Origin of the sequence: uncultured Clostridium sp. (genome assembly GCF_947039605.1) — a bacterium.
GTDB lineage: Bacteria > Bacillota > Clostridia > Clostridiales > Clostridiaceae > Sarcina.
Window position 1 is genome coordinate 29,327 of record NZ_CAMQZG010000013.1, and the last position, 13,141, is coordinate 42,467.

Consider the following 13,141-nt stretch of genomic DNA (forward strand, 5'->3'; position numbering starts at 1 on the left):
TCTCCTATCATTTAATATATTACAAACGTTTGTAATATTACATTACCATTTTTTAGCAAAAAACATTTATTAGGATATCAATTAACAATTAGTTTACATTTATGTAAACTAATGAATTAAATTCTATTCTAGTCTTTTCTTTGAATAAATTTCTCCTAGAAAAAGACTTACTGTAAGTACTACTTAATTTTTAGAATAAATGATAAAATGAAATATTTATAATAAATCCTATTAATAGTTGAAGAAAAGCTAGTTTAAGCGGAAATGCCCGTTCAAACTAGCTCTAATACTTCTAATCAATTCATTTCTGACTAATCATTATTTAATTTTACTTACTTTATAATCTATATTACACTCCAAAGAGCTGGCACATTTGCTGGCTCCCATCCTGTTAAAGCATTATGAGGTTGTATGCACTTATACTCTTTACCAGAGAAAGTAACTATATCTCCTTGCTTGTAAGAAGTTCCTGCTTTCCAAGCTTCTCCACCAATATCTGGGCTATCTGCTTGCACAGTTATTACTCTTTTTTCTGTTGTTGTTTGGTTATTGCTATCTGTAACACTATAAGTTAATGTGTAACTTCCAGCTTTATTTGTATCTACATTTCCTGAAACTTTAATTTTTGAAGTTAAACTTCCATCTTCTTTATCATTTGCAGTTATCCCTGCTAATGCATCAAATTTATCTCCAACTTTTATAGTTTTATCTGAAACTCCACTTAATGTTGGCTTTTGATTTACTTCTGGATCTATTGGTGGATTTACTATCCCACCATCAATTGACATTCCATTAACTTTTACATTTGTAGGATCAGCTTCACCAATTCCGCCAATACATGAACCATCAATTTCTATAACATCTCCATTTTTCCATGTAGCTGCCCAACTTGGACTTTTAAAGCTATATGAATTTCCATTAGAACTGAAATCACAGCTCCATGCAGAATCTATTTTTTTATCAAAATCGAATTCAACATTCCAACCGCCTGTAATATCTTTTCCTGTATTATTTTGAACTTTTATTTTATAGTTAGCTCCACTTCCCCAGTCACTTGTAATTGCAAAATCAAAAGCAAAATCGCCTTCTACTTCTCCACCACCATCTGACTTAACTGTAACTATTCTTTTAGCTGTAACTATATCTCCAGCACTATCCGTTACGCTATAGCTTACTTCATATTTTCCTGCTTTGCTTGTATCTACATCTCCTGAAACTTTAATTTTTGATGTTAAATCTCCATCTTCTTTATCATTTGCAGTAATTCCAGCTAGTGCATCAAATTTATCTCCAATATTTAAAGTTAAATCTGAAACTCCACTTAATATTGGCTTCGCATTTATTTCTGGATCTGGATCTGGCCCTGGGCCTGGTCCTGGAGTTGTTGTTCCAAATTTAGTGAAAACATTCGCAAATTCAAATTGCTGATTAACACCTTGGTTATTATCAAGTTTTGCATCTCTGTTGATTGACCAACATGATGTCATACCTATCTCTTTTTCAATAGCATGATCTACAACAAGCTTTGTCCACTCTGGTGTAAATATTGGATGGGATCCACCCTCAAAACCTATTGATACAGTTGTTCCTATCTTTTTATAAGCTTCTGCTTCTGTAAGATCTATATTTTGATATTTTTTATAATATTGTTGAACTTGCTTCATTGTACTATCAACAGCTCTAAGTGATGCTGTCCCATAATTCTCGCCTGGTGCAAGAGTTCCACTACCATAACACATAGTCATAATATTCATGCACTCAACATTTACACCCTCATCAAGATAAACTTCTAAAACATTTAATTGAACTGGTGTTAATCCATCTGGAAGAACTGGTAATGTTAATACTACATCTACCCCTGTTTTATCTTGAAGCTTTTTAATAGCTTTAGCATTTGCTCTATTATTTTCTTTATTTTGTGCTCCACCTTCTATATCTAAATCAAGTCTAGTTAAACCATAACCCTCAACTATTTCTAAATATGTGTTGTAAAGAACATCTACATCTTGAGTAACCTGCCAGAATGGTGTTCCATTAAGTCCACCAAATGAAATTGTTACATCTCCACCGATATCTCTAAGACCTTTTATAGAATTTTTAATTCCTTGATATTGACTATTATCTTTATGATTTTCACTTAGAACTGAGTAGCCACCCCAACCCCAATCAACTTTTCCATCTTTTATTCCTTGTCCTGTTCCTTGAATAAATCCAAGATTAAAGAATTTCACTCCTGTTTGTGCTGAAACTGTAGCAAGGTCTATTGCACCACCGTTTGAGTACTCAGGATTATTTATCCATGCAACCATATCTGCATAAGGTGAATTAACTTGCTCTGGCCAAACAATTCCTTGTCCAACACCAAAATTTGATTCTTTACTAATATTTTGCTCTATTGTGGCAATAGTAGGTTGTAATTGTGGTGTAGCATAAACTGGTATTACACTTGAAACACTCGCAGCTAAAATTACTAATGCAACTAATTTTTTAATTTTCAATATAATTTCCCCCTATAACTGAATAATTAAATATTGTTCACTATCTTTATTATACTGTATTAACTATTTTTGTAAATAATTACATTTTATTTATCAATAAAAAAAATAATGCATTTAAACTTTCGTCTAAATGCATTATTTCTTTACTCTAAAATTTTTATTGGTTCAAAATTAATAAAATCACAGCTAGTTAATAAATATTCAACTCCATCTCTCTCTCCATTTATAACCCAATTAGGATTAGCATTGTGAAGATGTCCATATATTACTGTTTCCACCTCATACTCTTTAAATATTTCTGTAAAATCAGAATCCTTTAAAGTTTCACTAGTCGGTGGGTAATGTATCATCACTATAATTTTTTTATATCCAGCTTTTTTAGCCATATCTAAAGATAATCTTATTCTTATTTTTTCTCTCTCAAATATCTTTTTATCATGTTCTGTAAACTTTCTTTCTGTCCCTTCTACAATCCATCCTCTTGTTCCACATATAGCATAGTCTTTATATGAAAAGAAATTGTTTTGTATAAAGTCCATATCATCATACAAATCATTAAGCTTTGTTATACTACCCCACCAATAATCATGGTTACCTCTTATTAAAATTTTTCTTCCCGGTAAGTTATGTATCCACTCAAGGTCTGCTTTGCTATCTTCTTGCCCCATAGACCATGATATATCTCCACCAATTAATACGGTGTCCTCTTCTTTAACTGTGCTAATCCAGTTTTCTTTAATTTTCTCATGGTGATTTTCCCATTTTGGTCCAAATATCCCCATTGGTTTATCTACATTCAAAGCAAGATGTAAATCTGAAATAACATATAATGCCATCTATTATCACCCTTTCATCTATTTAGTTTTAGTATCAAGCTCTGTTATATATGCAATTACACTCGCAACGGCATCATATACTTCGTAGGGGATTTCATCACCTACATCAACATTACATAAAAGGTCTGTAAGTTCTTTATTATAAATCACCGGCACATTATTTTCACTTGCTTCTTCAATTATTTTATCTGCAATAAGTCCCATTCCATGCGCACAAATAACAGGCGCTTCAAAATTTTCTTTATACTTTAAAGCTGCTGCCTTTTTTCTTTGATTCATAATCTCCCCCTAAACCTTCTTATCAAGTGCAATAGTATTTCTATCACTAAAGAACTCTCTAAAATCTGAAATGTTACTTTCTACTATTTCTTTTTTCTCACTAACAAAAATATAAGGCATAAAACCTAATTGTTCAAGTGTTTTAGATAGTTTTTCCTTATTTTTTTCTAGTAAATTCACATTTTGTTTCATAATTTTAATATCTATTTTTATATTTTTATCACTTACACTAAGAAAAGCATCAACTGAACCTATCCTTACAGTTTCCACACTCACAGCAAGTTTTATATTTTTACCATCAAGCTTTTTACCATCTTTTCTTTCATCTTTTATAACAAGTTTACATGGATATTCCTCTTCTCTTACGCTTAAAGGTACATCTAAATAATAATAGTCATTACTTAAATCATTAAACATCTTAAAATCTGATATTTTATCCTTTAAGACTGCCATTACAACCTGTGATGTTGTTTCATTTGCACCTAATTTATCTACTAAATTTCTAATACTATCTTTCATATACTCTTGTTTTTCATTCAATCCTAACTTAACTTCTTTAAAATCTCTTAATACACTATCTAGTTCTTTACTTCCCATCAAGTTATTATTTGCTTTATTAGAGTTCTCTACAGTATTTTCTTTTATCATCACACCAAAATCTTGCTCTACTTTTACTATTTCTTTTTTTGCAAACTCAAAAATATTTTTTAAACTCTCCATACTCGATTTATCTAAGTTCTCAAAATTATTTATAACTTTATCTAAAACTTTTGTAAGTTTTTCTGATACTGGTATCTCCTTTGAAATCTCATTTAAATTACTTGCTAAATTTTTTATTTCTTCCTTAGCATCAGAATTTTTTAAGACTCTTGAATCTAAACCTACAAGTGAATTTAAATCATTTTTAGCACTTTGAATTTTTTCTCCTATATTTTTAATTGCGTTATTTTGGTTGCTTATAATTTCATCATCTATAAATATATCTTTTAATTTTTCACCTTCATTTAATACTTTTTCGCTACTAATTACCAATTTAAAACCCTGCTCTACTTTTGCTATTTCTTTTTTAGCAAATTCAAAAATATTTTTTAAACTCTCCATACTTGATTTATCTAAGATTTCAAAATTATTTATAACTTTACCTAGTACCTCTGTAAGTTTTTCTGATACTGGAATTTCCTTTGATACTTCATTTAAATTATTTGCTAAGTTTTTTATCATCTCCTTAACTTGTAAACCTTTTAAAATATCTACATCTAAATTTGTAAGTGTAGTTATATTAGCTTTTATACGCTGAATTCTATCACCTATATTCTCACTAATATTAGTTGCTTTACTATTATTTTTTTCATCTAATACTATATTTCTAGTATTAATATCTTTAGACTTATTTTTACTCTTTAAATTCAAATTTTCTTTGATAGTAGCATTTTCATCAATTAATGTTTTTAACTCTCCATTGGCATTTTCTATAGATTTAAAAACTCCACTTGAATTCTTAGTTACATTATCAAAAGATTTTATATTTTCTGTATTTATATCTATATCACTTTCTAAAAAAGTCATTATATCATTATCATTCATATTTCTAAAAGTTTTAAAAAACTCGTTTAATTTTTGTTCTATAACAGGTTTTTGTTCCACATTTACTTCCTGTCCTTTTGAAGCTATGTAAGTTTCTATGAAATTTGCTATATGTTTTGGATTATTTATTGATTTATCTCTAAAATCTGTAAGTGTATTTAAAAGTTCTACATTTTCCTTTGTAACTGGAATATTAAATTTAAGCATTTTCTCTAACATCTGTTTTTTCTCTGGCTCTAGCCCAAACTTATTCAATATAAGTTCTAAAGAATCATTTAAACTTTTACTTCCTTGACCCACTAAATTTTCTTTAACTAACTTTAACCTCAACTGTCCTTTATCAAACCCACTTACTTCGAACTTAACAAACCCTGCAATTGCCTCTTTTATAGATGCATCAAGTTTTGCTGTGATCTCAGTCCCATCTTTAAGTTTAAGTGTAACGCTTGTATTATCCTTAGAAACACTTTTTATCTCTGCCTCAAACTTATGTCCTCTCTTAAAATCAAAAGCATCTGAGACCTTTCTAGCCTCATATATCTTAGGCAATGGACCTATATTCATAAAATTACTCATATAATCAATCTCCTCTACTAAATCTCTTATATTTAAATATCGTATATTCTTCTCTTTGAGTTAACCCTTCAATCTTAACACCAAGTAAAAAAGCTACTTGTCTTACTCTACTTTAGACAAATAGCTCTATCTTATTTAGTTCATTCTATATATAAATTTTTAGCAATGCAGCGTTACTTTCTAAATCAAACAATAATTTTTCTCTTACACTTGAATCTATATCAGCACTGTAAAGGGCTGAACGTTTACTTTCTAAATCATCATAATCACTGATAGCAGCAAGTCCTCCAAACTGTCTACATTCCGCTGCCATCTCTTCTTTTATAAAATTAATTCTCTTAGTTATTGAATCTATTAAATCTCCTAAAGCATCATCCCCTATATCTATTTGAAGTTTTAGGTCATCTCGATAGTCATCATATCTTTGTCTCGTTTTACAATTTTCCCAAAACTCTAAATCTCTGTCTAAAGTATCAATCACCCCAACACTAGCTCGTTCTAAATCATCTGTAAAACTACTCACCGATTTCCTTAAATTATCTAATTTTTCTATTCTTTTACTATAATTCAAACTTTTCTCCCTCTTTAATTTTTATTTTTCTTTTTATGAATATTTCAAATTATTCCCACTTTATTTTCTTTAAATATTTCCATTTTAATTTTAATAATATAAACTATCAACATAATATTTTAAATATCTTAATTCATCAAATATCTTATTTAAAGTTCCACCAGTGACTTCTTTAATATCTGAACCAACTACATTATATACACCTGTAACTATTGAACCTGTAGCTATAGTTACTAGAACAATACCTCCCCCTGTAATAGCTAGTGCCCCTGTAACTCCAGTTGTGACAGCCCCTGTAATATATAAACCTCCAGCAAGTAGACCTACATCCATAGCTACATTAAAAGTTGCACTTTGTATATCTCCACTAATTTCATAATTTCTTAGAAAATCATCACCAGCATTTAGAACACCCAAATATGTCATAAGAGAATTAAACTTCGCAAGTTTTCCACCTCTAAAAGCTAATGTATCCTTTCCATCCTGTACAGTTTTATTCATCATACTTTTTAAAACATCGGAAATTTTACCACCTTTAATACTCCCCCCTAAAAATGCCTGTATCTTTCCACCAGTTCCTTTTATTTCTATTTTCCCATTTTTCCCCTTTATTATTTCTAGATCTCCTAATTTGAATTTTCTCAAACCATCTGTACCTATTCCTAACAAAGTCCCAGCTAAAATTTTATCTTTCTCTGCTTGTGTTAATCCCATTTGATCTAAAATTTTAGCAAAATCTTCTTCTGTTAATTCCAAACTTATCTCTTCATTTTCAAGGTCTTTAGCAAGTTTCTCAAAACGTTCATCAATTTTAACAAAATCTTCTTCTGTTAATGTTGTTTCAACACTACCATCTTTTACAACTATATCAAGTTGTTTGCATTTATATAAATCTTTAAGCTCAATATTAGCACTATTAAGATTAAATTCAGGATACTTCTCTCTTATTTCCAGTACCATATCTGAATTCAGAAAAGTATCTGCATACATTTTTTCATAGTGAAAAATTTCATTAATAAACCCTGTAATTTGACTAAGCTCTGTGTTAACTACCTCACCTAATTTTTTATTCACATTTTTTAATCTTAAAATTTCATAATTTAAAAATAACATATCGTCAGAATTAATCTCATCTTCATCCTCAATTTTCCCTAAAATCTCCTCAATACTGCTATTATAAATTATTATTCGGTCACGTAAAATACCTATTTCTTCATTTATTTCTAGAAAATCTATATTTAATTTTTCTTGATTCACTACTTCCCCCCCCTTTTTCAGTTCATATTTTTCCTAACATTAACATTCTAATATTAATTGAAAACTTTTTTAGGTATTTCAACTTCTACTATATCTTTTTTAATCTCGTCACTTCCTTCATCTGTATATTCTAAAATTATTTTAACTTTTGTAATATTGGACTCATATCTTGTTGTTACAAGATTGCTCACATAATTTTCAGATGTTATATCATAATTCAAAAGTTCCATATTTTGAGTTTCTAAAAGTTCTTCCCCATTATACATTTCTACCTTTAGTTCCATTACCATACTCTTTCCATCACTAGGTTTACGTAATTGAAACTCTATTAAATTTTTTTCTTTATACTTCTCAATCCACTTCACAGAAATAAAAAGACTTGGTCTTTCAATATCTCTTTTTATATTTAAATCCATTTCATAAGTTCTTATTGCATTAAAACTTACTTCTTCACTATTAATTTCTTCAACTATTATTGTATCAATTACTGGTAATTTAAACTTTTCCTCATTTAACTTAATTACTTTTTTACCTGCATAAAATCCATTTATCTCTAGAATATCCCCCTCATTAATCTCTGTTTTGCTTTCATTTTTCACAATCGCTACTGCGGTATCTAATACTCCTGTTCCAACTTGCAATACATACTGATTTTCTTTTCCTTCTATTTTTTGAACTATAGTTCCTTTAAATTTAACTGTAGCTCCAAGGTGTCCTTCATATGAATCCGTCAAATTCATACTTGCTAAATTTGTTTCTACTCTTTCATCATATCCTTTTAAATATAATCCTGTATAAACATTTCCCCCCATAAAATTTGCCATAATATAAACTAATACTAGACCTAAACCAATTCCTAAAATTTGCTTTATTTTCTGAAAAACTTTTTTTCCCATAGTCAATCTCCCATTTTATCTTTACACCATATTTTTTTTTATTCTCTAAATTAATAATTTATCCTTTAACTTTCCCGTCCTAATGTATCAAAATCCTTGCTTACATCCTCATCTACTTCTATCATATGATCATGGTAACTAATAAAAGTTTCCATATACTGTTGCAAAATATTCATAGAATCTGTTGCAACTATATTTACTTCTATAACTTTATTCCTAAAACTTTCTCCTGATTTCCCTTCAAAACTACTTTTATTATCAAAAATATATTCTGTTACTATATCTCTATAACTTGCATATTCATTTAAAATTGAATTTATTTCGCTTAATTTTTCTTGTGCAAAATCTTTATTAAGCTTTATATGATTTTCTCCTTCTACCATACTTTGACCTTGTGTCCCTATTAAACTCTGATTTCCCATTCCACCCTCCGTTGCTTTTAAAAAATATTATTGCTTTCCTTGTTCTATACTCGCTGCTATTTCCTTATCTATATCTTGAAATTCACGCTTTACATGTGCAAGTTCGTTACCAAACTCCTTGTACATATTTTCAGTTTTTTCACTCAATAATTTTCTAAAATCATCAATTATAGTTATTAACTGAGCTACGCCATTTCCTTTAAACTCTACTTTTGCTTCTTCTCCCATTGTATAAAGAAAAAGATTAATTGCTTCTAAATATTCTAAATTATAAGATAAATCTTTTTCTATTTTTTCAAGTACATCTGTATCTAATCCTATATTCATAACTCACCTCTTGTACTATTTTTTTAATTTCATTCCTTGCTTTCTCTAATAAATTTTAGATTTCACTTTTTTCTTTCTTAGAATTTTTATTCATAAGAACTTCTCTATACCCCTTTGCAATCCCTGGATTTTTTTCCCATCCTGCAATTCTTTGAGTTAATATAGCGTTATCATCATCTTCATATCCCATATGACAAACTTCTTGAATATCTTCATTATTTATAAATACACTTTCTGCACCTATCATACCCTCTGGATATAAACACGCTACATAGTCAAAATAAAACTTTTCCCCTTCTATTTCCCTTATCATTTTTCTACCAATAATCATTACCTTTTTAAGCGTTAAATTTAAATAAACTACTGTCCCAACAGGTAATATTTCACTTCTTTTATTTTCCATTTTCATTTCTCCTAATACTTTTTTTACCATTCATAATATATATTCTATATATCCCCCAAAAAACCTTTTTAATCTAATTCTTTTTTCACTTTAATTTAACTTAAACTTCTATAAAACTTATCTCTTAGAAATCTATATATAAATTTTCTTAATTCATTCCCCCTTTCCTCCCTTAGTTCATATTTTTCTAGCATTACCCCCCTAATATTTATTAAAAACTTTTTCAGGAATTTCAACTTCTACTATATCTGTTTTAATCTCGTCAGTTCTTTCATCTGTATACTCTAAAATTATTTTAACTTTTGTAATATTTGAATCACATCTTACTGTTATAAGGTTACTCATATCATTTTCACCTGTTATCTCATAATTCAAAAGTTCCATATTTTGAGTTTCTAAAAGTTTTTCTCGCTCATATTTTTCTACCTTTAACTCTTTCACTCTACTCATACCCTCACCAGATCTAAGTAAATCAAACTCTATTAAACTATTTTCTTTGTATTTCTCAATCCAATTTAACGAAATAAAAAGGTCTGGGCTTTTCCCCTCCCTTTGTACATTTAACTCTCTCTCATAAGTCCTTACCTCACTAATTGATGCAACTAATTCTTCACTATTAATTTCTTCAACTATTATTGTATCAATTACTGGTAATTTAAACTTTTCCTCATTTAACTTAATTACTTTTTTACCTGCATAAAATCCATTTATCTCTAGAATATCCCCCTCATTAATCTCTGTTTTGCTTTCATTTTTCACAATCGCTACTGCGGTATCTAATACTCCTGTTCCAACTTGCAATACATACTGATTTTCTTTTCCTTCTATTTTTTGAACTATAGTTCCTTTAAATTTAACTGTAGCTCCAAGGTGTCCTTCATATGAATCCGTCAAATTCATACTTGCTAAATTTGTTTCTACTCTTTCATCATATCCTTTTAAATATAATCCTGTATAAACATTTCCCCCCATAAAATTTGCCATAATATAAACTAATACTAGACCTAAACCAATTCCTAAAATTTGTTTTATTTTCTGAAAAACTTTTTTCCCCATAGCTAATCTCCTATTATTTAATCTATCTAACTTCTCTATACCTTCTATCTCTTTATCTTTTTTTCTTGTAAATCCCCCCTCCTTCAACTCCATATTTTTACATTAGATATATTCTAGATATGTTTTAAAAAACCTTTTTTATTCAATTCTTTTTTTATTTTAATTTTATTTAAACTACTATCAAATTTATTAAATTAATATTTACTTATGCTAATATTAAAAAGTAAATGAAAAAAAGAGCTACACTATGGGTAAAACTCCATAGTATAGCTCTTTTTTTAAACTTTTTTCATTAAATTATAAATAGATTAATTGCAATTACAATTATACTTAAGATAAAAACTATCCCAATCGCATACATACTTTTTCTTTTTGGTATAGCAAATGCCGCAACAGTTCCTGCAAAAAGTATTATTAATGTATAAACTATTTTTTGCATCACACTAGTAGCACCATTACTACTAAACTGCACTGCTACATGGTTTGGCAAAAAGAACCATGCAACTATACTTACTATAACAAAAGCTAAATATATAATTTTTGTTATTTTAAAATTTTTTTCTTCATTTATTAATAAATTCATATTACACCTCACTTCTAATATTTTGATTCTTCCATTTAGAATACTCCTAAAATATCTCAATTTAATGTTATTTTAATCCTTTTAAATTAAATTTAAAAGAGCTATACTATGGAATCATCATCCACAGTATAGCTCTTTTTTAAAATCTTATTTAATTACTAGTTTATAGAATTTCTTCTTTCCTCTTTTAATAAGTATCATGTCATCTTTAAAATCTGACATCTCGATAACTTTCTTATCATCTTCAAGTTTCACATCATTTACTGATACTCCACCCTGTTGTATAAGTCTTCTACCTTCACCTTTTGATTTGAATACTTCATTTTCTGCAAGAACTCCTAAAAGTTCTGTTCCAACTGCACTCGCATCAATTTCGATTGTAGGTATGTTATCCATACTTCCACCATTTCCAAATACGCTTTCAGCAGCTTCCATAGCTTTTTTAGCCTCTTCTTCTCCGTGGATAAGTTTTGTTACTTCAAAAGCAAGAACTTTCTTAGCTTCATTTATAGCAGAACCCTCTAATGCACAAAGTCTTTTAACTTCATCCATTGGTACAAATGTTATAAGTCTAAGACACATATCTACATCAGCATCTCCAACATTTCTCCAGTATTGGTAGAAATCATATGGTGCTGTTTTCTCTGGGTCAAGCCATAAAGCTCCCCCTACAGTTTTACCCATTTTTTGACCTTCTGAATTAGTTAAAAGGGTACATGTCATTGCACTTGCACTTTTTTGTGATTTCTTTCTTATAAGCTCAACACCAGCTATCATATTTGACCACTGATCATCTCCACCAAGCTCAAGTTTACAATCATACTTTCTATTTAACTCATAGAAATCAAATGCTTGCATTAACATATAGTTAAACTCTAAGAATGAAAGTCCTTTTTCTAATCTTTGCTTAAAACATTCTGCTGAAAGCATTCTGTTTACTGAGAAATGAACTCCAATATCTCTTATAAATTCAACGTAGTTTTGGTTTAATAACCAATCTGCATTATTAACAAGTATTGCCTTGTCATCTGTGAAATCTATGAATTTCTCCATTTGTTTCTTTATGCTATCAACGTTGTGTTGAATTGTTTCCTTTGTCATCATTGTTCTCATATCAGTTTTCCCACTTGGGTCACCAATCATTGCAGTTCCACCACCAATAAGTGCTATTGGTCTATGTCCTGCTTTTTGCATGTGTGACATGAACATCATTGCTATAAAATGTCCTACATGTAAACTATCAGCTGTTGGGTCAAAGCCTATATAAAATGTTACTTTTTCCTTCTCTAATAATTCTCTTGTCTCATCTTCATGTGTAAATTGTTTTATGTATCCACGCTCTTGAAGTGTATCTAACACATTTGCCATCTTTCTTACCTGCTACTTAAAATATAGATAAAAGTATCTATATCAAGAAAATTACTGCTTCCTAGCACCTCATTTTGCCAAAGCTACTCTGATTTGGTGTAATGCTCCACAGTCATAAACTCCCGACTAGCCATCGGTACATATATAAATATCCATTTTACATTAGATATTTTATACTAAGTAGTCTATCCTTTCAATTATTTATTTTGATTTGTTTTTAGTATTGTTAATCATCTACCAACAAGCACCAACAAGGTTCTACCCTATAATTATCTCAGCCCTTACGCTCTGATTTTGGCTTTTATTTTCGCCTGTTCCGTACCTTTTTTCGATTAAAAAAGATTAAAAAGTATTTATGGCTATTAGTATGCCCAATTGTCTATAGTTTTAGTAACTATTCTATTCATTATGTCTAAAATTACAACCTAAAAGTTGTTTATTCCCTAAAAAGGCATATTTATAGTATATAGCTTATAAAGGCAATT

General features: G+C 29.2%; 13 protein-coding genes. All 13 read right to left on the reverse strand.

Annotated features, from left to right (window positions below):
* Positions 1-344: 344 nt before the first annotated feature.
* The 13 genes from Q0V24_RS06505 to tyrS all read right to left on the reverse strand — a co-directional run bounded on the left by Q0V24_RS06505 (position 345) and on the right by tyrS (position 12,656).
* Complete coding sequence (locus tag Q0V24_RS06505; RefSeq protein ID WP_297519641.1) at positions 345-2,498, reverse strand: immunoglobulin-like domain-containing protein; 2,154 nt, start codon at positions 2,496-2,498, stop codon at positions 345-347.
* A 143-nt stretch (positions 2,499-2,641) separates the two neighbouring features.
* On the reverse strand, positions 2,642-3,334 hold the full coding sequence (locus Q0V24_RS06510; RefSeq protein WP_297519643.1) for a metallophosphoesterase: 693 nt from the start codon (positions 3,332-3,334) through the stop codon (positions 2,642-2,644).
* A gap of 18 nt (positions 3,335-3,352) precedes the next feature.
* A complete protein-coding gene (locus tag Q0V24_RS06515; RefSeq protein WP_297519645.1) occupies positions 3,353-3,613 on the reverse strand; it encodes an EscU/YscU/HrcU family type III secretion system export apparatus switch protein in 261 nt (86 codons plus the stop codon).
* Positions 3,614-3,622: 9 nt separating this feature from the next.
* Entirely contained in the window at positions 3,623-5,773 is a 2,151-nt protein-coding gene (locus tag Q0V24_RS06520) for a hypothetical protein (protein WP_297519647.1), read from the reverse strand.
* A gap of 145 nt (positions 5,774-5,918) precedes the next feature.
* Positions 5,919-6,344: a hypothetical protein gene (locus Q0V24_RS06525; RefSeq protein WP_297519649.1), complete on the reverse strand. Its 426-nt coding sequence runs from the start codon at positions 6,342-6,344 to the stop codon at positions 5,919-5,921.
* Positions 6,345-6,434: 90 nt separating this feature from the next.
* On the reverse strand, positions 6,435-7,601 hold the full coding sequence (locus Q0V24_RS06530) for a hypothetical protein (protein ID WP_297519651.1): 1,167 nt from the start codon (positions 7,599-7,601) through the stop codon (positions 6,435-6,437).
* A gap of 53 nt (positions 7,602-7,654) precedes the next feature.
* A complete protein-coding gene (locus Q0V24_RS06535; protein WP_297519653.1) occupies positions 7,655-8,497 on the reverse strand; it encodes a hypothetical protein in 843 nt (280 codons plus the stop codon).
* A 65-nt stretch (positions 8,498-8,562) separates the two neighbouring features.
* Positions 8,563-8,919, reverse strand: coding sequence for a hypothetical protein (locus tag Q0V24_RS06540; protein WP_297519656.1), 357 nt, complete (start codon positions 8,917-8,919; stop codon positions 8,563-8,565).
* A 27-nt stretch (positions 8,920-8,946) separates the two neighbouring features.
* Positions 8,947-9,246 carry a hypothetical protein gene (locus Q0V24_RS06545; protein WP_297519658.1) on the reverse strand — a complete coding sequence of 100 codons (300 nt, stop codon included), beginning with the start codon at positions 9,244-9,246 and terminating at the stop codon, positions 8,947-8,949.
* 55 nt (positions 9,247-9,301) lie between these two features.
* A complete protein-coding gene (locus Q0V24_RS06550) occupies positions 9,302-9,649 on the reverse strand; it encodes a DUF4176 domain-containing protein (RefSeq protein WP_297519660.1) in 348 nt (115 codons plus the stop codon).
* Between the two features lie 201 nt (positions 9,650-9,850).
* The gene (locus tag Q0V24_RS06555) at positions 9,851-10,798 is read right to left on the reverse strand and encodes a hypothetical protein (protein ID WP_297519662.1); all 948 of its coding nucleotides are present in this window, start codon (positions 10,796-10,798) and stop codon (positions 9,851-9,853) included.
* A 199-nt stretch (positions 10,799-10,997) separates the two neighbouring features.
* Positions 10,998-11,288 carry a hypothetical protein gene (locus Q0V24_RS06560; RefSeq protein WP_297519664.1) on the reverse strand — a complete coding sequence of 97 codons (291 nt, stop codon included), beginning with the start codon at positions 11,286-11,288 and terminating at the stop codon, positions 10,998-11,000.
* Between the two features lie 147 nt (positions 11,289-11,435).
* A complete protein-coding gene (gene tyrS / locus Q0V24_RS06565) occupies positions 11,436-12,656 on the reverse strand; it encodes a tyrosine--tRNA ligase (RefSeq protein ID WP_297519666.1) in 1,221 nt (406 codons plus the stop codon).
* Positions 12,657-13,141: the final 485 nt, after the last annotated feature.